Annotated in this window: 15 protein-coding genes; all 15 read left to right on the top strand. The window is 45.4% G+C overall.

The window, feature by feature from the left end:
• Positions 1 to 4 precede the first annotated feature (4 nt).
• The 15 genes from NXH67_RS02955 to NXH67_RS02885 all read left to right on the top strand — a co-directional run bounded on the left by NXH67_RS02955 (position 5) and on the right by NXH67_RS02885 (position 24,691).
• Positions 5 to 2,395, top strand: a complete 2,391-nt coding sequence (locus tag NXH67_RS02955; protein WP_272796318.1) for an Ig-like domain-containing protein — start codon at positions 5 to 7, stop codon at positions 2,393 to 2,395.
• Positions 2,396 to 2,528: 133 nt separating this feature from the next.
• Complete coding sequence (locus NXH67_RS02950) at positions 2,529 to 4,223, top strand: serine/threonine protein kinase (RefSeq protein ID WP_272796317.1); 1,695 nt, start codon at positions 2,529 to 2,531, stop codon at positions 4,221 to 4,223.
• Between the two features lie 346 nt (positions 4,224 to 4,569).
• Positions 4,570 to 8,400, top strand: a complete 3,831-nt coding sequence (locus NXH67_RS02945; RefSeq protein ID WP_272796316.1) for a hypothetical protein — start codon at positions 4,570 to 4,572, stop codon at positions 8,398 to 8,400.
• Positions 8,401 to 8,436: 36 nt separating this feature from the next.
• Complete coding sequence (locus tag NXH67_RS02940) at positions 8,437 to 9,396, top strand: D-2-hydroxyacid dehydrogenase (protein ID WP_022779247.1); 960 nt, start codon at positions 8,437 to 8,439, stop codon at positions 9,394 to 9,396.
• A 170-nt stretch (positions 9,397 to 9,566) separates the two neighbouring features.
• Entirely contained in the window at positions 9,567 to 11,210 is a 1,644-nt protein-coding gene (locus NXH67_RS02935) for a GH25 family lysozyme (RefSeq protein ID WP_272796315.1), read from the top strand.
• A 159-nt stretch (positions 11,211 to 11,369) separates the two neighbouring features.
• Positions 11,370 to 12,599 (top strand): UTP--glucose-1-phosphate uridylyltransferase, encoded by a 1,230-nt coding sequence (locus NXH67_RS02930; protein ID WP_272796314.1) that lies wholly within the window; start codon positions 11,370 to 11,372, stop codon positions 12,597 to 12,599.
• 137 nt (positions 12,600 to 12,736) lie between these two features.
• Complete coding sequence (gene galE, locus NXH67_RS02925) at positions 12,737 to 13,753, top strand: UDP-glucose 4-epimerase GalE (RefSeq protein ID WP_272796313.1); 1,017 nt, start codon at positions 12,737 to 12,739, stop codon at positions 13,751 to 13,753.
• A gap of 104 nt (positions 13,754 to 13,857) precedes the next feature.
• Complete coding sequence (locus NXH67_RS02920) at positions 13,858 to 14,664, top strand: phosphatase (protein WP_272796312.1); 807 nt, start codon at positions 13,858 to 13,860, stop codon at positions 14,662 to 14,664.
• Between the two features lie 181 nt (positions 14,665 to 14,845).
• Positions 14,846 to 15,115 (top strand): hypothetical protein, encoded by a 270-nt coding sequence (locus NXH67_RS02915; protein WP_022779253.1) that lies wholly within the window; start codon positions 14,846 to 14,848, stop codon positions 15,113 to 15,115.
• A 55-nt stretch (positions 15,116 to 15,170) separates the two neighbouring features.
• Positions 15,171 to 15,824 (top strand): HAD family hydrolase, encoded by a 654-nt coding sequence (locus tag NXH67_RS02910; protein ID WP_022779254.1) that lies wholly within the window; start codon positions 15,171 to 15,173, stop codon positions 15,822 to 15,824.
• Between the two features lie 242 nt (positions 15,825 to 16,066).
• On the top strand, positions 16,067 to 17,995 hold the full coding sequence (locus NXH67_RS02905) for a S1C family serine protease (protein WP_022779255.1): 1,929 nt from the start codon (positions 16,067 to 16,069) through the stop codon (positions 17,993 to 17,995).
• Between the two features lie 551 nt (positions 17,996 to 18,546).
• Positions 18,547 to 20,184, top strand: coding sequence for an ATP-dependent Clp protease ATP-binding subunit ClpX (gene clpX, locus NXH67_RS02900; RefSeq protein ID WP_022779256.1), 1,638 nt, complete (start codon positions 18,547 to 18,549; stop codon positions 20,182 to 20,184).
• Between the two features lie 116 nt (positions 20,185 to 20,300).
• Positions 20,301 to 21,239 carry a carbamate kinase gene (arcC, locus tag NXH67_RS02895; protein ID WP_022779257.1) on the top strand — a complete coding sequence of 313 codons (939 nt, stop codon included), beginning with the start codon at positions 20,301 to 20,303 and terminating at the stop codon, positions 21,237 to 21,239.
• Positions 21,240 to 21,554: 315 nt separating this feature from the next.
• Complete coding sequence (locus NXH67_RS02890) at positions 21,555 to 23,357, top strand: hypothetical protein (RefSeq protein WP_272796310.1); 1,803 nt, start codon at positions 21,555 to 21,557, stop codon at positions 23,355 to 23,357.
• Positions 23,358 to 23,416: 59 nt separating this feature from the next.
• The gene (locus NXH67_RS02885; RefSeq protein ID WP_272796309.1) at positions 23,417 to 24,691 is read left to right on the top strand and encodes a hypothetical protein; all 1,275 of its coding nucleotides are present in this window, start codon (positions 23,417 to 23,419) and stop codon (positions 24,689 to 24,691) included.
• The last annotated feature ends 21 nt before the right edge of the window (positions 24,692 to 24,712 follow it).

Genomic DNA, 24,712 nt, shown 5'->3' with positions numbered 1-24,712 from the left:
TGTTTTGGCAACAGCTTTTCTGACACAGTCAGTTGGAGCTGCGGCCGCAGGAGAATGCACCGGTTATGATCTTACAGATAGTCAGGATTATTGGGAGATTGAGGACATCAGCGAGGATGCATCAGAAGAAGCATCTGATGGAACCCAAGAGAATATCTCTGTAGCAGAAGATGATGAAATCATCATCGATGAGACTAATGAACCGGATAGTGAAGAACTTGGTTCGGAAAATTATGCGGTGGATTCAAGTTATGAAAATAATGATGAACAGATCTGTGAAGATGAAGAATGGAATGATCCGGAATCAGAGGAATACGTCATCGGAGATGACGAAGTATATGATGAGCAGGAAGAACTGACTTATGAGGAAACTGAAGATATTTCAGGAAACGATCTGACTCAGGAGGATATATCCGCAAACGATTCTGCAGAAGATATATCGGGAAATGATGTAACCGGTGACAGTTGTGAGTGGGATGAAAAGAATGCACAGGCGGGAACCGAAAAGAAGATAACAGCCATAGAAATTTTCTCTGAATACGGTAAATCCTCAGAAAAATCAAAGCTGTATGGAATCAAATATGGTAAAAACGAAGTAATAAAATCGGGAATTTTCACCTTTGGTACTGAGTATACCGCTATGAAGCTTACTACAAAGCAGAAAACAAAAGATGGTAGCGAGATAAAAACCACTCCTGTATGGAAGAGCAGCAACGAAAAAGTAGTAAAGGTTACTTCTGATGGACTGCATGCCACAATTAAGGCAGTTGGTATAGGAAAGGCGACTATAACCTGTACTGCAGGGGACGGATCAAAGAAATCAGCAAAGGTATCAATACAGGTAATAAAGAATGCAGTTAATACTATGGCTATATTTTCCGGTGTAGATAAGACATCAGAAAAATCAGGGGGGTATGGTATTAAGTATTCAAAAAACGGAGCCATGACTAAGGGAATTTTTACTCTTGATACTGACTATACAAGTATGAAACTTACTGTAAGTCAGAAAGGAAAGACAGGCAATGAAATAAAAGCTGTTCCAGACTGGAAAAGTAGTAATGATAACGTAGTGAAGGTTACTCCGAATGGACTTAGTGCGACTATTAAGGCAGTGGGTTTAGGAAAAGCAACAATTACTTGCTTTGCAGGGGATGATTCCAAGAAAAAAACAAAGGTAGTTATCAATGTAAAACAGGGAGTGACGAAACTTGAAATAACCGGTCAGACATATATTGCAGCAGGGAAAAATGCAAGTTACAAAACAATCGCCTATCCGAAAAAAGCAAGCAATAAGAAAGTGACATGGTCACTAAAAAAGGATATCCCCGGAGTATCAGTAAACCCTTCCAGTGGTAAAGTATCAGTTACCAAAGATGTTGCAAAGGGGACAAAAGTAGTTATAATTGCAACTGCCAAGGATTGTAGTGGTGTGTATACGGAGAAGGAAATAACAGTAAGAGAAAGGGCAACAAAGGTGACTCTTTCTACGCCATCTACTACGACCATAGCAACGCATGCAGTTGGAGATTTGAAGGACAGCGTATCTTTTGAAGCTTCAACAGATAACGATGAGACAGTGTCCTGGAAGGTGTCAAATGACAAAATAGCAAACCTTAGTATCAAAGGAAATAAGGCCACACTTACAGCGCTTGCTGCAGGTAATGTTACTGTTACAGCTTTTGCCAATGACGGTTCAGGCAAGAAGGCCACAGCTAAGATCAAAATGGTAATTCCGGTATCCGACCTATCCCTTTCGGTTCCGATAGACAGGCAGGATGACAAGCTTGCGTCAGGAGGGTCGCTCCAGTTTACTCCCGTAATAGGTACAAAATACGGCAAACCAAGTAACAGCAAGATAAGGTGGGAGTATGAGATTGTTGGCTACAAAGACAAGGGGCAGACAAGTGTTGGAGTAATTAGCGATGCCACAATGGCGAAAATCTTAAAGAAGAAATATCTCTTTACCTTTTCAAACGGAAAGATTACAGCAGTTTCTCAGAAAAAATATGATAAACAGGCGGTGGATCTACGTTTTGACTGTGAGTGTAACAACTATGGTATTAAAGTTACTGCTTATACAACAGACGGCTCAAATCTGCATAGTGAAACCAAATTGGTGAAGCGTGTGGATTGTAACACATATATGAAGCTTAGCCGTGGTAATACATACGAGGTACTGGTAGGAAAAGATTATCCTTACACATGTATGCTACTTAGCGAGAATCGTCAGAATAAGTTGTACATAGTCAATAAAAATGAAGATATTGCAACATTAACTGTTAATGAAAAGGACTATGTTCATATTCACGGGAAGAAAAAAGGAACTACGACTGTAACCATTAAAGCAATGGATGGAAGCGGACTAAGTGTAAAAGTAACTATAAAGGTAATTTGATTTGGTTCGAAGCAATTCTGAACATTCTGTGTTTTTTGCAGAATGTGGTAGTTAATCTGACGTATTGATGTTATTATTGTCGGGATAATATCGTGAAAAAGTATTACAGTGGAGAACTAATAGAAATAAAACAATGTTACAGATCGGAAGTTTAGTTGATGGAAAATACAAGGTCCTTAGCGTCATAGGACAGGGCGGTATGAGTACCGTCTATCTTGTTATGAACGAGAAGGCCAATAAGCCCTGGGCTATCAAGGAGGTCCGTAAGGACGCTGTTGCCAACTATCAGGTGGTGCGTCAGAGTCTAATTACTGAGACCAATCTTTTGAAGAACCTCTCGCACCCATATTTACCCAGTATTGTAGACGTTATCGATGATGAGGGCAGGTTCCTTATCGTTATGGATTACATAGAGGGTAATACGCTGGACAAGGCGCTGGCGACCATGGGTCCGCAGCCCCAGGAATATGTTATCGAGTGGGGAATACAGCTCTGCGATGTGTTTGAATACCTTCACAGCAGAACTCCTGCGATCATTTATAGGGATCTGAAGCCTGCAAATATCATGCTTCGCCCCAACGGACGTGTCTGCCTTATCGACTTCGGAACTGCAAGGGAATACAAGATGAACCGCACAGGAGATACGCAGTATCTTGGAACCAGAGGCTATGCGGCTCCCGAGCAGTTTGGCGGAATGGGACAGACTGATCCGAGGACAGATGTATACTGCCTTGGCGCTACTATGTACAATCTTTTGACAGGGCATACCTCCAACGAGCCGCCCTACGAGTTCTATCCCATCAGGTACTGGAACCCGTCTCTTTCTGCGGGACTTGAGAAGATCATTGCCAAGTGCGTTCAGAATAACCCTGCGGACAGATATCAGTCCTGTGCTGAGCTGATGTACGATCTTCAGCATTACAAGCAGTTGGACAGAGACTACAAGAAGACGGCCAAAATGAGCGTGGCGCTGGTTGCTCTTTTGACGGCAGGGGCTGTTATCTGCGGCTCCATGTCATATTATTTCCACAATGCAGCAACTGTGACTGCGACTACCAGCTACGAGGATCTGCTCCTTGATGCGCTTGGAGAAGAGGATGATGTAGCCGCAACAGGCAAGTTTGCAGAGGCGATCAGACTGCAGCCCACCAATCCCAGAGCGTTTACGGAGATGCTTGATAACAGGATTCTTGCAGATGACTGTTTTACCGCTTCAGAGGATGAGAACCTTCGTAAGCTCCTTATTTCAAGCTGCGACGGAACTACGATAGAGAAGGCATTTATGGCTAACCGCGAGGCTTATGATGAGTTCGCTTATAAGCTTGGTATGGCATATTATTACTGCTATGAGGATGATGGCAACAAGCAGCTCTCGCTGAAATGGCTGAAGGCGGCCTTTGCTTCAGACTATCTTGAGGAGTCACAGAAGGCCAGAGCCCAGAGACTTTGCACCATCGCTGAATACTACAACTCCATTGGCGGAGATGACAAGACCGGTGATCCGGGAATGCCCTACAATGTGTACTGGGAGAACCTTGTTGAGATTGCTGACGGTAATATTGCCGAGATAGACAATCCAACCACGGCGCTAATGATCTATAACGAGATAGCATCCCAGGTTTTTGCCCATTACAGCAAGTTTGCCATGGCAGGTGTCAGCTACGACACCATGGAGCAGGAACTTGAGACAGTCAGCTTCCACATCAAGAACGACATTGAGTCCCTGGAAGGACAGAGCGACCATGTACAATCGCTGATCGTCGAAACCAAAAGTAACGTTGAGCAGGCCAAAAAAGCTATAGAGATGGCCAGGTCCCAGGGAGGCTGATAGCGTAAGAATACAAAATATTTTATACAATTGATAAAAAGAGGCAGATGCCTCTTTTTTTTGTGTATTTTTAAACATTTATACAAATAGAGATTTTATCTGATAACTATGGAATCAAAGAAAATTAGTCAAAAAAAGAGCAAATATAATCGATAAAAAATAGAATTGAATGTCGATTTTAACTAAATTACGAATATATTTTTCACACAAAATTCATTGCTTTTACTGAAATAAATAATATATAATCGGCTCCTGGTTTACAAAAAAGTTACACAAAATTTATTTATTTTTTACTAATCTCATTCTGGTTGAGGGGCCTCAATGGGGTAGTGCATTAGGAGGAATTATGAATTTTGAGAAAGTAAAGTCTATGCTGGGCAGACGACTTCTTGTTGCGCTATTGGTTCCCGCTATTATGGGGTGTAATTTCGCATCTATTCATGCATCAGCCGATGAGACTGTAGCTGCAATGGCTGAAGCTGAGAATGAGGAAAAGCCTGAAGTCGAAGAGCAGGATAGTGCTCCCGAAAGCAGTGAAGACAGTGAGAATGGGGATAACAACTCCGAGGGAGAAGGCTCTGAAGGAGGAGACTACGAGGGCGGAGACTCCGAGGGAGGAGATTCCGAAGGTGGAGATTCCGAAGGTGGAGATTCTGAAGGTGGTGACTCTGAAGGCGATGATACATCAGATGAAGAAGACGCATCATCAACAGGTGCTACTCCTGTAGAAGGTGATAATTCCGGCTCCGGAGAAGGTGCATCAACAGGCGCAAGCTCTGAGGGCGCAGGATCAGACAGCTCTACAGATGCAACCTCAACTGATGGGGAAGGCGCATCAGACAGTTCCACAGATGCATCCTCCGAGGACTCCGCTGATGCTGCAAGCAGTGCGTCATCCGAGGAGTCCGCTGCTGCATCCTCAAGTGCTTCTGATGAGGATGACTGGAAGGATGATGAGGTATCTGAGAACTCTGCAGGGGATGTTAGTGATAATGATGCAGAGGATGAGGAAGAAGCTGAGTTTGAGGATATTAATAGTCTTTGGGTATTTAAAGATATTAAGTTGTCAGTATTCTACAATTATGAGGGGGGTGAAGTTACATCTACCAGTGTTTATTTCCTGAAAGATTGGCGAAAGGAGTTTTTTGGCAAAGGGTATGAATTAATGGGCGTAAGCTTTACCGGAGAAGTTCAAAAAAAAGATGATTTGAATTTGGTAGATCATACTTCTGCTGGTGAAACTATTTATTATACATGTAAAGTCAATGGAGAAGTAAATCCATCAGATATTTTTGTTGTTGCATATAACAAAGAGCGTCAATCATATGCTAACTGTGGTATTAAATCTTCTAAATATATTTATCGTAATAATTCGCCTTACAACATAACCTTGCATAAAGGCACTTCAGATGGCGAATTTGAAGAGCTTAAGCCATATTCTGGTGATATAGAGGATTCTTCTGATAAAAATTCACCGGATAAAGTCTACTATGTTAATCCGGACGTAGATGGCTTTACGCTTGTTTACTGTGTGGAAAATGTTTACGAAGGTGACGCACTTAGTATCAACGTGACATATGATGATGGTTCCTCTACTACTCTAACTCCAAGTTGTATTAAGGATATGAATAACAATGTTATTGTGGAGGGAGATACTGACAATCGTAATGTAACTATGCCAATGACTCCTCAAAAACGCTACTATACAATCACATCCAAAGATGAAAATGCAAAGACCGCAGTATTTCTATCCGGTGCAAAGACTGCTAGTCTGCATTGCACTATAGTAGCAAATGGCCCTGCCGGAAAAATGAGTGTCGGATCGGATATTTCTTCAATAACAAGTGATGTATATATTGATAATGTTGCACCGAAAGCTAGTGTAACAGTTGCAACGAGAGAGAAACAAGAAGATAACGACACAGATGAATTTTCCGGGAAAGTAACATCTGCCATTGGTATCGTTGGTTCAGATAAATATTTAGATGTTTGTGTGACTGATGATTATCTTAAGGATATTGAAGGATACGAGTTCTCATACGAAGGGCTTTCACTAATTGGTACAGATGATGATAGTATGAATGATAACGGCCCCACATATACCAGACCTCTTTCTGTAGATGGAGAAATTTTTGTTAATGGCGAAGGAAAACGCGAGGCTCATGCCACAATAGAATTTCAGTGTCCGGGTAAATATACAATTAAGAGGGTAATCGCTTCAGATTACGCCAATAACAAAAGTGAAGCGTTTGATGAGCCGATTACTGTTATATATATGCCGGGAGCTCCCCAGCTGAGTCTTGGAAGCTGCATGCCTGATCCGTATGTTGATAATGGTGTAAAGACATATCCATTTGGCTCTGAAGTATATATGGATGTTATGATAAGTGGCGGTGTATTTTTTACTACAGAAGATCTTGATAACGCTATCAGATGCATGGTTACAGCAACAAGGAAAGCTGATAACGGAAATGGTGCGCAGGATTACACATATACTATCAGTGATTATAAATATGGAGATGCTACTTATTCAGCAAGACTTAACTTCTCCGGAAGTGGTGAATACAATGTTTCTGTAAGTTCAAATGGGGCAAAAGATAGTGTGGGCTGGTCAATTGATACATCCGAAGCCCAGGGTGATAGGTTCGTAATCGCATCTGATATTCCTAATGCCACTAAGAACACTATTAAAAAGAGCGATGCCAGAAACGGCTTTTATTATAACGAAGCAGTAATTGAGAGCGTTGTTTTTGACAAAAGAAATGTAGATAAGTACGTATATATCGAAAACAATGAAGCCGGTCTTCCTACCAAGACTCCCAGACTTGAGTTTGCGACCGAGGGTAATAAGACAATTGCCAAAGCAATTATGGACGAAGACGGAAGATATTCCTTCAGAATCTGCTATAAGAGATATGACTGGGAAAAGACCCTTGATATAGACTTCGGAACCTACGTAATTGACAGAACCAATCCTGTGATCTCTTTTGCAGAAGTTGAGAATTTCTCTGCCAATAACGGCAAAGTAGCTCCTGTTATCAACTGCTACGACCTCAATATGGACAAGCAGGTATCAGAGATAAGGCTCACCGGTTCCAATAACGGCGAGATGGATATTAAGAGTAGTGTCTCCGAGTCTTTGGACGGACTTGTAATCTCTTGCGCTGATTTTTCCAGAGTCAAGGCAAATGATGACCTCTATACTCTTGAAGCCAAAGTAATGGATCTTGCCGGAAATGAAGCAATCCAGACACTTGTATTCTCAGTTAACCGTTTTGGTTCTGTCTTCGTACTTGGCGAAGGAACCAAGGCGATGAACAACAAGTATTACGTAAATGACCCTCAGGACGTTGTTGTCACCGAGATCAACGTCGATGACCTTGTTGAGCGTAACATCTCAGTGACCAGAGACGGCGCTATCAGACAGCTTAACAGCGAGACTGATTACCTGGTTAGCAGACAGGGCGATGATACAACCTGGAAGACCTTTACCTACAATGTTAACAAGACCAATTTTGCCAAAGACGGCGTATATTCTGTAACTCTTTACACCAAGGACAGAGCTACCAACGAGATGGACAACAAGAGCAGAGATGCTGAGATTGAGTTCGCCGTTGACAGAACAGCACCCAGTATCGTTGTTGCCGACATCGAAGACAAGGGCGTTTACAGGGAAAAGAGTCACAGCTTCAACGTTGACGTAACCGATAATATGGGACTTGTAAGCTTCACTGTATACAGTAACGGCAAAGAGATTGGTAACTTTACCGGCAAAGAGCTGGCTGCAGATGATAACGTTGAGACAATAACTATTAATGAGAGTAACGAACTTCAGAACATCACACTTATTGCCAAGGACGTTGCGGGCAACAAGCAGACCGTTGTGTTCAAGGATGTAAGGGTGTCAACATCGAATAAGACTTCATCCACAACCGGCAACAAGCCCAGCTATAGTCAGGGCGGTAAGCCCGGAGTAGAAGAAGCGGGCGAAGCTTCTATCGGATCTTCTGAGCAGGACGAAACCGGTTCAGATATATCTACAACCGGAATTGGCGGCGAACTCACCAATGATGAGTTCCCTTACAAGACCGTTGGCGTCGTAGTTGCAGCTCTTGCATGTGTAGCAGCTGCAGGCGGAGCAGGATTTATGATCCGCAGAAAGAAGAAAAGATCATAATGTGGTATCATACATATAAAAAACGAGAGGTTTGATATGAGAATAGTAGTAGCGGATACCGACAGTATTGGACAGGACATGGATTACAGCATCTACGATGAGCTGGGCGAAGTGGTTTATTACGAGGATAAGATAACCGAGGACAATGCAAAAGAGAGGATGGCAGGAGCCAAGATCCTGATGATCAACAAGAGTCAGATCACCGATAAACTCCTGGATGATGCCCCTGACCTTGAGCTTATCTGCGAATTTGCCACAGGCTTTGACAATGCCAATATCCCTGCCTGCGACAGACATGGAGTTAAGGTTGCCAACGTGGTGAACTACTCCACGGCATCCGTTGCTCAGCATACCTTCGCTATGCTCTTTTACCTGATGGAGAAACTTCGTCACTACGATGAGTTTGTTAAAAGAGGTGACTATGCGGCCCAGAGCCATTTCTGTTGCCTCGACATTCCCTTCGAAGAACTGGACGGTAAGACCTACGGCATCGTGGGAATGGGCAATATAGGAAAAAAGGTTGCCCAGATCGCAACCGCCTATGGCGCTAAGGTTATTTTCTACGCATCATCAGGTAGCAGTGACTGCACAGACTATGAGCAGGTGAGCTTCGATGAGCTCCTTAAGCGCTCTGACGTCATATCTCTTCACTGTCCTTTGAGCGACAGAACCAGGAACCTCTTTAATAAAGAGGCTTTTGACAAAATGAAGCCCACTGCGATCCTTATCAATGTAGCAAGAGGTGCGGTGGTCAGCGAACAGGACCTGGCAGATGCTCTTTTGCAGGGTAAGATCAGGGCAGCAGGTCTGGATGTACTTAATCCTGAGCCTATGGCCAAGGATTCACCGCTTCTTCAGATTCAGGACAGCGGCAAACTCATAGTGACTCCTCATCTTGCCTGGGCCAGCACTGAGGCAAGGACCAGGTGCCTTGAGGAAGTTAAGAAGAATGCGCAGGCGTGGATAAACGGAAATCCTAGAAACCTGGTTAACTAAGGCTAGGGGACGGTTGTTAGTCAATGGGGACGGTTCTTGCTGACTCACGAAGCGAGTCACAGAGAACCGTCCCCAATTGACTCACAACCGTCCCCATTGACTCACAACCGTCCCCTCCCGTATAATATTTGTTAAGAAAAGTTTAACAAACATTATACGGGGGAGTTTTTATGTTGGGAAGAATTAAGAAGAGTCTTGTTAGTGCAGGACTTATCATGTCCATCGTTGCACTTATGTCTTTATCACCGGTTGCTTCTGTTAAGTCACAGGCAGTAGGACCGGAAGTTGCCTTAGGAATCGATGTTTCCAAGTATCAGGGAGGCATCAACTGGCAGCAGGTCAGAAATTCAGGCGTTCGTTTCGCCATGATCAGAGTCGGAACCACCAAAAAAGGACTGGATGAGCAGTTCGTCAACAATATCAATGGAGCAAACGCAGCGGGCATCAGGACCGGAGTCTATATCTATTCCTATGCCACAACTCCTGAGCAGGCAGCAGCTGAGGCCAATCAGGTCCTGGCATGGATAGCGCCCTACAGCGTTTCTTTCCCCATTGCCATAGACATTGAGGACTCCTGCCAGAAGAGCCTTAATGCGGCGCAGCTTCAGGCAATCGCAGATACCTTCTGCGGCATTATCAATGCCAACGGCTACGAACCCATGGTATACGCCAGCAAGAACTGGTTCCAGGGCAGAATGCCCAATGTTTCTTCTGCAAAATGGGTTGCTCAGTACGGCAGTGCCTGTGAGTACGGAGGAGACTATGCAATGTGGCAGTCTTCCAGCCACGGCTCTTTTGCAGGAATCGCAGGAAGGGTAGACGTTAACCACCTGTATTCCGATTATTTCTCAAGGATCATTCCCGAGGGCTTCAACAGCTGGGGCGGACATACCTATTACTACAGCAATTTCCGCAAGATGTACGGCTGGCTCAATCTTGCCCAGGGCAGATACCACACCGAAGCCAACGGCTGGGTTCAGACCGGATGGTTCCAGGATGAGAGCGGAATCTTTTACCTTGACCCCGCTGAGGGCGGAAGGGCCAAGACCGGATTTGCCGATATCGACGGCGCCCGTTACTACTTTAATGAAAATGGTGTAAGATGCACCGGACTTCTCAATGTGGGCGGCCCCGTGTACTATGCAAACGCTGACGGTGTCTGCCAGAGAGGCTTTGTTACACTTGAAGACGGCATTCACTATTTTGACGAGAACTACGTGATGCACGCAGGCCTTACACAGATTGGCGACAAGCTCTACTACTTCAATGAAAAAGGTGTCATGGTTACCGGAATGGTGGCCCTTGAGACCGGAAAATACATGTTTGGCCCCGACGGAATTGCCATCGCAGGCTGGTACTCCAACGAGCAGGGACAGAGATTCTATTTTGATCCTGCCACACATACCGCCAAGGTTGGCCTGCAGGCTGTTGACGGCGCCAACTACCTCTTCGGAGCAGACGGCGTTATGAGCACAGGCTGGTCAGGCGAAGTGGCCGCAAGATACTACTTCGGACCTGACGGCAAAATGGTTACCGGCTGGAATGCAATCGATGGCAAGTCTTACTACTTCGCTGCAGACGGAAGAATGGCTCTCGGACAGCTGGGACTTCCCGAGGGGGTTTACTATCTCGATCCCGCCGATGGTCATCAGGTTGTAGGCTGGGTACAGCAGCCCGACGGCTGGCACTACTACGATGCCAACAACGGCCGCATGCTGGCCGGTGTATCGGCTCTTCTTGATAATGTAAATTGCACCTTCGATAAAAATGGTGTACTCATAGATCCCGCCGGATGGACACCCGGACAGAAATAACATAGAACCTGAGTCAGGTTACTGTAGATAGCTATAGTACCTGACTCTTTTTTTGTGATGGATGTCATCAACTTAAACGGTTCTCTTTGACTTATAGTCTATTTGTGATAGAATAAATCGGTTGAAAAAGCAACGAATTTATATCGAAAGGAAAGAGTTATGAATTACGGGGAAGCAAAAGCAAAACTTGAACAGTTTGGACAGGAACATGTCCTTAAATATTACGACGAACTCACAGAGGCTGAGAAGGCAGACCTTCTTCAGCAGATCGATGAGACAGATTTCGCAGTTCTTGAGAACTGCAAGAACCTGGGTAAAGGCGGAGAGAGAGGAGTATTTGAGCCTCTTGCAGCTATGCAGGTAGATGAGATTGAGAAGAGAAAAGAGGAGTTTGCAAAGGTTGGTATCGAGACCATCAAGGCCGGCAAGGTTGCAGCATGTCTTCTCGCAGGTGGAATGGGCACAAGACTTGGCTCAGACAACCCTAAGGGAATGTATGATATCGGTCTTACCAAGCCCATTTATATTTTCCAGAGAATCATTGAGAACCTTCTTGATACAGTTAAGGCAGCTGACGGAACCTACATCCGCCTTTTCATCATGACCAGTGAAAAGAACAATGATGCTACCATTAACTTCCTCAAGGAGCACAACTTCTTCGGATATCCCGAGGAGAAGATTACCTTCTTCAAGCAGGATATGGCTCCTGCATCAGATTACGAAGGAAAGGTATACATGGAGGGCAAGGGTAGAATCTCTACCTCTCCCAACGGTAATGCCGGCTGGTATTCATCAATGCTCAAGGCAGGCCTTCGCGACCTGATCCTCAAGGAGGGCATTGAATGGATCGATATCTTCGCTGTTGACAACGTACTTCAGAGAATCGCAGATCCTTGCTTCGTAGGAGCTACCGTAAGCACAGGCGTTGACTGCGGTGCCAAGGTTGTAAGAAAGAACGCTCCCGATGAGAAGGTAGGTGTTATGTGTCTTGAGGACGGCAGACCTTCAATCGTTGAGTACTACGAGCTGTCACAGGAGATGGCTGATGCCAAGGATGAGAACGGCGATCCTGCTTACAACTTCGGCGTTATCCTTAACTATCTCTTTAACGAGAAGGCACTTAACGAGATTTCCAAGAACACACTTCCTCTTCACGTTGTTGAGAAGAAGATTCCTTATATCGATGAGAACGCACAGCTTGTTAAGCCCGAGGCTCCCAACGGCTGCAAGTTCGAGCAGCTGGTTCTTGATATGATCCACGAGCTCAAGACCTGCCTTCCCTATGAGGTAGTAAGAGAGCACGAGTTCGCTCCTATTAAGAACAAGACAGGCATCGACTCAGTTGAGTCCGCAAGAGAACTTTGCAAACTTAACGGAATTGAGCTTTAAGTTACTGCATCGCTTGTGTATAACATTTTGACTGCTCTTTGTAACATAAGACAGTTGTAATAAGCGGAATACGGCTCTAAAATGAAACCATAGTAAACAAAAGACAAGATTTTTTTACAGAAGAAAAGAGGTTGATTATGGCAATTCTAGTAACAGGTGGCGCAGGCTACATCGGATCCCATACAGTTGTTGAACTTCAGAACGCAGGCTACGACGTTGTTGTTATGGACAACCTTGTCAACGCAAGCAGGAAGGTACTCGGAAGAGTAGAAGCTCTCACCGGCAAAAAAGTTCCTTTCTACGAGACTGATATAAGAGACAGAGAGGGTCTCGAGAAGATTTTTTCCAATGAGAAGATCGACAGCGTTATTCACTTTGCAGGACTTAAGGCAGTTGGCGAATCTGTTGCCAAGCCCTGGGAGTACTACGATAACAATATCACAGGAACCCTTACACTGGTTGACGTTATGAGAAAGCATGGCTGCAAGAACATCATCTTCTCTTCATCTGCTACAGTATACGGCAATCCTGCATTTATCCCGATCACTGAGGAATGCCCCAAGGGAACCTGCACCAACCCTTATGGCTGGACCAAGTCCATGCTTGAGCAGGTGCTTACAGATATGCAGAAGGCTGATCCCGAGTGGAACGTGGTTCTCCTTAGATACTTCAATCCTATCGGAGCCCATAAGTCAGGCACCATCGGCGAGAATCCCAACGGAATCCCCAACAACCTGATGCCTTTCATCACACAGGTTGCTGTAGGCAAGCTCCCTGAGCTGTCTGTTTTCGGTAACGATTATGATACTCCGGACGGAACCGGCGTTCGTGATTACATCCACGTTGTTGACCTGGCACAGGGCCATGTCAAGGCTCTTAAGAAGCTTGAGCCCGGCAGCGGACTTAACATCTACAACCTTGGAACAGGCGTAGGCTACAGCGTTCTTGATATCGTCAAGAACTTCGAGGAAGCCACAGGAGTTAAGGTTCCTTACGTGATCAAGGACAGACGTCCCGGTGATATCGCAACCTGCTACTCCAATGCAGACAAGGCTAAGGCTGAACTTGGCTGGACCGCACAGAACGGCATCAGGGAAATGTGCGAAGATTCCTGGAGATGGCAGAGCCAGAATCCTAACGGCTACGAAGACTAAGGGTTAACTAAACTAAATTTTTGGACGATATAAATGATATGGGGACATAGGTCCTCATATCATTTTTTGTGTTTAATAAAAAAATACTTCCAGAAGAGGTTAATATGTATCGAATCGAATGTGATACCCATACTCATACTTTTTATTCAAGGCATGCTTACTCAACCATAGAGGAGAATGTCAAGGCGGCCAAGAAGGCGGGACTCAAGCTCCTTGCCAGCACAGATCATTTCAGTGACATGCTGTATGCCGACTACAAAAACATCAAGAATTATCAGTACTTCTTCGGCGTGGATCAGTGGCCCAGAGAGTGGCACAAGGTCACCCTTCTTCGTGGCTGCGAAGCAGATGTGGTGGACCTTGAGGGTCACCTGTTCGGTCACGACATCATCTGCCCTGAGTCTATAATCGGAGATCCCTATAAGGGCGAGCCCACACTGCAGGAGCTGGTCTTCAAAAAGATGGACTTCGTCATCGCCAGCGTCCACGCCAAGCGCTTTGCGGAAGGTGCAGGAATCGCCAAGACCACAGAGATGTATCTCAAGATATTGGAGAACCCCAAGGTTTATTTCATAGGCCATATCGGCCGCGCAGGTGTCGCCTTCGATATGGATACAGTCCTGAAGCGGGTAAAAGAGCTCCACAAGGCTATCGAGATCAATGAACACAGCTTCATGTGGCCCGGAGACCATCAGGAGCACTGTGTCAGGATCGCCGAGCGCTGCGCAGAGCTGGGAGTTAAGATCTGCGTCAATACGGATGCCCATGTTTCCTACGATATCGGAAGATTTGACAGGGCACTGAAGGCATTGGAGACCGTGCACTTCCCTGAGGAGCTGATTATTAATCATTCCAGGGAGAGCTTTATTAGTGGGCTCAGTGCAAGTGGAGTGCTGAAACACTTTGAATGAAAATCATCGTAGATGAATGAAATACCGCAGGGAATTTCATGCACGCAGTGCATTTCATTACGGCGCAGCCGTTATTTCATTTTTACTATGATGCAGTAGCACTCACATTCTTTATTAGCCTCCTTTATTTATTTTCTGCTATAATTAGTCAAATACTATACTATCCGGGAGAAATGAAAAAATGTTTAGACTTTGGGTAAAACTCATCGATGATAACCACCTCATCAAAGACACCGTCATCTGCGATGACACCCTAGACACCCGAACCCACAAAGTAATGAATTCCATCGAAAAGGCCTGCTACGAGCTGGACCTTTCCAAGCCCATCTGGCTTGACAATATCGTCAAAGATTTCCAACTTCACAACAAATGCCGCTTCACCAAGGACGCTTTTATCGAGCAGATCTCCTTTGACTACATGGAAATCCAGGTCCTGGAGGAAGATTATTAAGTGACCGGCATATTAAGAAAGTATAGAAAAAAATTTTGCGAAATGAGGGGGAAGCATGAAAAAATTTGATGCGGTAATCTTTGATATGGACGGAGTTATCTTCGATTCCGAGAGAGCAACCATGTACTGCTGGCTGGAGCTGGCCCGGAAGTATAACATTGAAAATCTTGAAGAACACTTTCTTGCCTGCACCGGAACCACCAATCAGAGAACAAGGGAAATAATGCTGGAAGCTTATGGCGAGGATTTTCCTTATGATACCTTTGCCAAGGAAGCTTCCGTAATGTTTCACGAAAAATATGATGGCGGCAAACTCCCCATGAAGAGCGGAGTGAAGGCGCTTCTTGAGTATCTTCGTGATCAGGGAAAAAAAATCGCTCTTGCATCCTCAACCAGAAAGCAGACCGTAGTTAATGAGCTTAGAGATGCAGGTATTATCGATTATTTTGATGAGATCGTCACCGGAGACATGGTCACCCACAGTAAGCCTCATCCTGAGATTTTCCTTCTTGCCTGTGAAAAGGTTGGTGTGAAGCCCGAAAATGCCTACGCTATCGAGGATTCCTACAACGGAATAAGATCAGCCGCCGCCGGAGGACTCCGCCCCATCATGGTGCCGGATCTTCTCCCCGCCAACGAAGAGATGAAGCACCTTGCGGAGACGGTCCTTGCCAGCCTTGATGAAGTGGTAGAGTATTTCGATAAGTAAATTTTCGAGGAAGGGTGAAATGAGCATAGCTGGCTGGATGGGGTGCCATAAATACCCATGGGGTTCTGACGAAATTATTATTGCCGCAAGCCATCTCCCCGGCCCCTGCCGATTCTGCCCGTCCTCATAATTAGCCCCATTATCATTCAATTTATTAATAATTGTATAAGAAAATAAACACAATTCCTTCACAAACTGCCTCTATACTAAAAATCATAATCGAAAGGAAGAGGTGATATACCATGTATGAACAGAACGACAATGAACTGAAAAACAATGGTGTGGGAAACGACAAAACTTCTTCAACAGAGGAACTTGGACGCTCCAATTCTTCTGCAAGCAGCAACAATCCGTACAGTACCGGATCCTATAGTACTCCTGACTACAGGGGTTATGACTACGGACAGAACCGTCAGACATATGCAGGTGGGGCATATGGCGGACAGCAGACAACTACTTATGGCGGTGCACAGACAGGCGGCTACGCCGGTCACCAGATGGGCAGCTATGACGAGCAGCCTTCAAGAACCTACGGCGGCTACAGCAGAGTAGTTTCCAACGACCACGAATCTACAAATGCTAAAGAGAATGTATCTTCATTAGAGGAACCCAAGCCCGCTTTTGGTGGCTATACCGATGCCAATGCGGTGCATGATCCCTACGGCGACAGATACAGCCCCTATAGCCACGAGCGCAGCACAAGTCAGTCACAGATTCCTTCAAGTGACATGTCAAGCGGTCAGACCTACGGTACATATCAGTACGCTAATACTACAACTACCAATACAGTAGAACAGACTCCTAAGAAAAAGAACAATGTGATCAAGATAGTTGCAGCATCTCTCGCAGCAATCGCACTTATCGGAGTCAGCATCGGATCAGCCTATTACACTTATAGCAAGATCACAGGTCACAATCAGCAGGCACAGGTTGAAGAGAAGGAAGATACAACCCTGGTAGCTTCTGAGGATACACAGGAACAGACTAAAGAGAAGACTACTGTTTCCAAGACTGATTCAAACAACATCCAGACAACCACAGTTACAGGTCAGACAATGGCGGTAGTTACCGATGTTACACAGGTTGTACAAGAGGTTATGCCTGCCCTTGTTATTATCCACAACAACTACACTGTATCAGGCAACTATTTCGGATATACCTATCAGGACGAGCAGCAGGCTTCCGGTAGCGGAATCATAGTGGGACAGAACGATACAGAACTTCTTATCGCTACTAACTACCACGTAATTGAGGGAGCTGACACCCTTGAAGTAATTTTTTCCGATGATACTGCAATTGAGGCAGTGGTAAAAGGTACAGCTTCAGACATGGACCTTGCGGTTATCGCGGTAACCCTTGATTCCATTTCATCAGACACACTTTCAACTATTAAGATTGCAACCCTTGGTGACAGCGATGCACTTGCTCTTGGCGAGCCCGTTGTAGCTATCGGAAATGCTCTTGGTTATGGACAGTCAGTTACAACCGGTGTTGTTTCTGCTCTTAACCGTGAACTTGAGATTTCAGAGGGCGTAACCCGTAGCTTTATTCAGACAGATGCAGCTATCAACCCCGGTAACTCAGGCGGAGCTCTTCTTAACCTTCAGGGTGAGGTAATCGGAATCAACTCCAACAAGCTTGGCGGTGATACCATCGAGGGTATGGGCTATGCAATTCCTATTTCTGCAGCACAGCCTATCATTGAGAAGCTCATGAATGAGCAGACCAGGCTCAAGGTTGCAGAGAGCCAGAGAGGTTATCTCGGAGTTGTCTGCGTAAGTGTTACTGCAGATGTTTCAGAAGTTTATGGCATTCCTGAGGGAATCTACATTGACAAGGTTCAGCAGGGAAGCGGCGCTGAGGCAGCAGGAATTGAGAAAAAAGATGTTATTGTAGCCCTTGACGGTGAGGAGGTCGCATCAAGAGAGGACCTTCAGAACAGGCTTCAGTACTATGCAGCAGGAAGTACTGTTTCCATAACTGTAATGAGGCTGGAAGGCAACGAATATGTTGAGAAGACCTTTGATGTGGTACTTGGAGGCGCGGATAGCACATCCGGTTCAGGACAGGACCAGAGTAATGGTGAGGGTGATCACTATGATGGGCAGACGCAGCCGGGGAAGCCGGAGGATAGAAACTCAGGTTCCAACCAACAAAGAGGCGGCCACTAAATTCAAGGCACCGGAACACAATCCGGTGCCTTTTTCTATATGGTGATGGTTTGGATACATGACGGGGGGGCAGGTAATGCGCCGGTGCCAATGGCTTGCAGAAATGAAAATTCCTTCATAACCTATCGGGGATTTAGGGCACCTCATCCAGCCAATCATGCTCATCTCACGCTGTTCGGAACACTCACATGATTGTCTGTCTGAGGCGCTCCTAAATCCTCCTCAACGTTATAAGAAGTAATTTTCATTCCTGCAAGCCATCGTCCCCGACACCTTACCCGCTCCCCCTGTCTTTGTAAGGCCAAAACTATTACTATATATAAAGCAGCAGCACCGGATTTGTGCCTAAAGCCATTGAATCTTAGATGCATAATACATCAATCATATGAGGGAGGAAGTAGGCGGCAATCATGTGAGGGGAGGGGGATTTTAGAGAAAGTTCACTTGATTAGCGGTAGGGCGGATATTATAATGTGTTTAAATTGCGTAAGTTTCGGCAATTTGAATGGATTGAGAGAGTAAGGAATACAGGATTTAGATTGGAGATATAGATGACAGATAAGAGAAATGACGATTTTGACTTCAGAGAAGTGACTGATGATGAGAGAGTGGATATTGAGGAGACTCCCTACACAGTTGAATATGATAGCAAGAAGGATGTTCTGAGAAATAGTGCGGATAATTCAGGAAACGGTGGTAATGGTTCCGGCAATGGTCAGAATGGCGGAAGTGGCACCAGAAGTGATAATACTTATGGACCGAAGGAAAACGAATATGAGGATGTGTGCTTTGTCTGCAGAAGGCCAGAGAGCAAGGCGGGCAAGATGTTCCATCTTCCCAATAATATCTGCATTTGCGATGACTGCATGCACAAGACCATGGATACTGTCAGCCAGTTTGATTATCAGAACATGCTGAACAACCCCAATCTCATGAATGAGCTCAACAAGAACAGCGGTGGATTCCCCGGAATGGGCTTTTTTGATATGGGTATCCCCGGTGGCTTTAACATGGGCGGAGGCATTCCCAATTCTCAGAAGATCAAGAAAAAGAGTGAGACCGCAGCCAAGCCCGCTTTTGACATTAAAAATATCCCTGCGCCTCACAAGATCAAGGCTAAGCTTGATGAGTTCGTGATCGGTCAGGATCAGGCCAAGAAGGTCATGTCCGTTGCGGTTTACAACCATTACAAGAGAGTTGCCACAGATACTATGGATGATATCGAGATCGAGAAGTCCAATATTCTCCTGCTGGGACCCACAGGTAGCGGTAAGACCTATCTGGTTAAGACGCTGGCTAAGCTCCTTGATGTACCGCTGGCTATTGCAGATGCTACCTCACTTACAGAGGCAGGCTATATTGGCGACGATATCGAGAGCGTTGTAAGTAAGCTCTTGGCTGCAGCAGGCAACGATGTGGAGAAGACCGAGCACGGTATCATCTTCATCGACGAGATAGACAAGATTGCCAAGAAAAAGAACACCACTTCCAGAGACGTTAGCGGCGAGTCCGTTCAGCAGGGAATGCTGAAGCTCCTGGAGGGTTCCAACGTTGAGGTTCCCGTAGGCGCAGGCAGCAAGAACGCCATGGTTCCTCTTGCGACAGTTAATACAAGAAATATCCTCTTTATCTGCGGCGGAGCATTTCCGGATCTGGAGGAGATCATCACCCAGAGGCTTAACAAGCAGACTTCCATCGGTTTTGATGCAGACCTGAAGGATAAATACGAGGATGACCCTAATCTTCTTACCAACGTTACCGTTGACGACCTTAAGAAGTTCGGTATGATCCCCGAGTTCCTTGGTCGTCTTCCCATTATCTGCACACTGCAGGCCCTTACCAAGGAGATGCTGATCAAGATCCTCAAGGAGCCCAAGAACGCTATTCTCAAACAGTACCAGAAGCTCCTGGCTCTCGACGAGGTCGACCTTCAGTTTGACGACGGCGCCCTTGAAGCCATCGCAGAGAAGGCCATGGAAAAAGATACCGGAGCCCGTGCCCTTCGTGCCATCATCGAGGAATTCATGCTGGATATCATGTATGAGATTCCCAAGGACGAGAATATCGGCCGTGTGACCATAACCCGTGAATATATTGAAGGCAAGGCTTCTCCCCTTATCGAGATCCGAGGAGAGGCAGCCCAGCCCAAGCTTCCCAAGTTCAATACAGAGCAGGCAACAATGCTTTAAAAATGATATTAGCCCAATTGGCAGTGAATGCCAGTTGGGCTTTTTTACGAATTATGTTTTAATACAGGGCGAAATGGGGTACAATTACCTTATCTTTTTTGAATTCGGAGGGCGAAATGGAAAATATTAAGGCGGTAGTTTCTCTTGGACACGAAGCACTTGGCGTAACCACCAATGAGCAGAAGGATGCCACCAAGATCACAGCCAAGGCGTTGGCAGATCTGGTTGAGGCAGGATATCAGCTGGTTATCACTCATAGTAACGGCCCACAGGTCAGCATGATCCACAAGGCCATGACTGAGCTTCACAGAATATATATCGATTACACGGCAGCTCCCATGTGCGTTTGCAGCGCCATGAGCCAGGGATATGTAGGCTACGATATTCAGAATTCTCTCAAGGCTGAGCTTACAAGCCGCGGTATTTCCAAGCCTGTCAGCACCATTCTTACACAGGTTACTGTTGACCCTTACGACGAAGCTTTTTATGAACCCACCAAGGCCATCGGACGTAACATGTCCAAAGAGGACGCTGATGTAGAGATCAAGAAGGGCAACTTCGTCAAGGAAGAACCCGGCAACGGATACAGAAGAATCATTGCCGCTCCCAAGCCCATCGACATAGTTGAGATTGACGCCATCAAGGCCCTTGTAGATGCCGGCCAGGAAGTTATCGCCTGCGGCGGTGGCGGAATCCCCGTAATCCAGCAGGGACATAATCTGAAGGGCGCCTCTGCAGTAATCGAGAAGGACGCGATCGCAGGCAAGCTTGCCGCAGATCTTAAGTCCGACAGACTCATCATCCTCACCTCTGTTCCTTGTGTATACAAGAACTTCGGAAAAGAGGACCAGGCACCTATCGAGAAGATGACCGTGGCCGATGCACAGAAATACATAGAAGCCGGAGAATTCGGCGAGGTAGATATGCTTCCCAAGATTGAAGCAGCAATCGAGTTCCTCAATGCCAACCACGAAGGCTCCGTTCTTATAACATCACTTTCATCGGTAGCTGATGCCCTTAGAGGCAAGGCCGGAACATTGATTACATTTGAATAAACATTAACTGAATATTATCAGAGAGCCTAATCCAAATGGGGTTAGGCTCTTTTTGCAGCACAAGACCGGCAAGCGAATGGATGCTTGCATACAAATTCATTTGCCGGTCGTAAGAACATGGAGCATGAAATGCGGAATGTTCGTGTGCGAAATCGAGTAGGAGTCAGCCTACTCGATTCTACTAATTTGTATAGCTTGGGGAATAGGAATAAGCATTTGGCATATAGCGAGATTTATTAGAGAAAAATATTGTGTTTAAATGAGTGTGTAAACTGGAGACTGAATTGATAATCTATTGATATGGAGATAAATGTAATGAAAAAAGTATTGAAACGAACAGTGATACTAATGATCGCCGCGTCGATGGTAGTAATGACAGGATGCGGAGATAAGCAGATGCAGCAGGAAGACAGTGATGTAAATTCCTTGCTGCAGGAGGTTACGGAGAAGTCTGTAACCAATACAGAAGAAACATCAAAAGAAACATCAAAAGAAACAGCTGAAAATATCAGCTATGACGCTCTTTTGCAGGGAGAAGCAAAGCTTCAGACCTTAGATGGAAAGAGCGTCAGTCTTACAGAACTTGTCGGTAACCGTGATGTGAATTATGTGATCATGGATCTGGATAAAGACGGCGAGGACGAGCTCTTTATTCTGGCCAGCCCGGTGTCGGCCCTTATCAAAAATGTAGATGGTGAATATAAGATGATATATGATGGCTGCGGCTATGACGTGCCCATAAATACAGATGGTCTTATCGGAGTTTTGTATGCGTATCCGGGAGATGCGCCGCTTCATGATATATTCAGATACACGGAGTTTGAGTCGGGGAAAAAGACTTCCGAGACTGTTGCCTCCTGGTACGACGCAAACGAAAACCGCGAGTTGGACTCTGAGGACTGGTTTTATCTGGGAGAAGATGAAAAGGAAGTGACCATGGAGGAGTGGCTTGCGGTGGCAGGTAAATTCTATGAGCACAGAAATGACGACATCGACTGGAAAGTCATCGCCGGGAAAGGCAGTGAAAATTCCGATAACGCTGCGCTCGATACTGAGGGGCAGCTGGAGCTCCTTGAGAAAGAGGCTGCAGTTTGGCAACTCTCAGAGGAGGCCCATGGCGATTTTACTGAGGCCACGGATTTTGCAAATTACGGTTTTGCCGTGACCGACCTTGATAATGACGGAATGCTGGAGGTTATCAAGTCAGGTTGGGCAGGAACAGGGCACTATTCCATGAACTACATATATGAGGTTACAGCGGAGGGAACTCTGGAAGCTATTGATACATCAGTCCTCGAGGGGATGAATTCCCAGCCCGATTTATTTATGGAGGGCATCAGATCCGCAGATAATGCTGATAAAAACGCATATATTGTTATAGATATGGAGTATGATGCAGGCCGTAACGACTATACATATTACGAAATGCTAATGGAGAACAATCGCATTTCTTTAAAACCTTGTCAGGAGCCTGAGGCTGTTGATGCACTTCTTGATAACGCCTTCTGGTTCAAGGATATAACAGCAGAGAATCTGAAGAAATCCTATGAGGGCTTTTGCAAGACATCAGCTTCCGCAGCAAATACTTCCGCTGGAAACACGCTGACAGCCAAAGTCCACAATGACTATTTCTTCGCAGAAGGGTCAAAAGAATATACCTACCAAGTAAAGAATTTCTTTTTCGAAGATCCCGATGAGATAACGGTTAAACTTCAGCTTCTTGCCAATTATGAGAATGGCGATGTGTACTCTCTGACTGTTCAGTATGAAGATATCCCTGAGAGAACTTACAGCGGAATGGACAGATATGCTCTGGGAACCTTCTACGTTACGGAAGATTCAATCTATATGGAAGAGCAGTGTGAGAAGATCCCCACTGAGGAAGAGTTTCTTACGGACTCTATGCTGATTTATTCAAAGAGTGGGAAGCCCCAGAACCCCACAGATTATGAGACAAAGATCGAAGAAGAGGGGGATAATTACAAGTTCTCCTTCTGGAATCCTCTGGTTGAATCCGGCTACTACTGCAACATGACCTGGACCAAAGATAAGGGTCTTACCTATTTCAGAAATGGTTTTGGTGCAGAGGCAGATCCCATTGAGATTGAATTAAAATGATATTGATGAAGATCATTTTATGAAAGATATTTTGAAAAAAGGAAAGAAGAATTAAGCAAATGAAAAGGTTTGGAAAAGTAATCAGTGCTACTGCGGCTGTAGCCATTATGCTCGCGGGCTGCGGAAACCAGGCAGAGCAGCAAGCGGTTGCCCCTGCAGAATTTGAAAATGTAAGTAAGGAAGTTTCAAGTGTGGCCACATCCGATGAACCGCAGGAAAGTACGGTAAGTCTTCAGACAAATGAATCAGCCAAGGAAGCCGATTCCTCCTCCCTGGCCGGCACCGAAGCCCCAGCTCAAGAAGATAACTCTTTGTGGAAGCTTGGCGAAGCGGATTACAGCATGAATGCGAATCTTATCCAATATGGCGGCGAAGTAACACTTACCCTCAGCACATACGAGTCAGATAGTATGGGGAAGCTGGCACATTTAACGGTTACTAAGGGCGACGAAGTCCAGGCTGAAAATAATATTCTGTTTAATGAGCATAAAGGTAACAAGTTCGTGGATTATACTTTTTTGAATATAGATGAGATCACCATTGCAGACAGCAATTTTGATAACTACGAAGACATTATCGTTATCGGAGATACTGAAAGAGGCAGGGAAGTAGCCATCTGCGAATTCGAAAAGAGATACTCCGAGGATTACATGGATAGTTTCTTTTCACCGGACTATTTTTCTGAGCAAGTAAGAGATGCTCTGGGGCAGGATATATCCGGTGATTCGGTAAAAAAGCTTCTTTTTGGAGAGGGCTTTGACGGAACCTTTGCTACTTACAAGGATGCTTACCTTACGGTAACCCAAAACGCCGCGCTCAGATATAAAGCTGATGAACTGAGCTATGGTCTTATTTATTTTAACGATGATGATATCCCCGATTTAGTCATATCTACGCCGGGATGTATGCAGTCCCTCTATATGTACGAGGACGGACATCTCTACTGCCCGATCTTCGAGTGGGCCTACGGCGCAGGCGGAAATGCAGGCTATGAATATGTGGAAAAGAAAGCAGTCATAACCAATTTCAATCAGGACTATGCCGGCGCAATCTTTTACTACACCTATTTAATCATGGACAGTGACCACCACATGGTCAGCTCCTACGCCCTCAAGGGTTACAACTTCGACGACCTCAACGGCAACGATTTTCCCGACGAAGAGGAAACCACAGATGAAGCCCTTGAGAATGCCAAGGGAAAAGTAGTTTACCTAAACTACACAGACGAAAACCTCACCGAAGCAGAGATTAAGACCGTGATTGATGGACTTGAAGGAGAATCCGATTATCTTGGCGGAGAGTTAACATACCAAGAATTGCTAGGAAAACTCTAAAGCATGAAGTGGGGACGGTTT

It is taken from the genome of Butyrivibrio sp. DSM 10294 (genome assembly GCF_028539135.1).
Classification (GTDB): Bacteria; Bacillota; Clostridia; order Lachnospirales; family Lachnospiraceae; genus Butyrivibrio.
The sequence above is the reverse complement of the archived record's forward strand: the minus strand, read 5'-3'. Positions and strand labels throughout refer to the sequence as shown.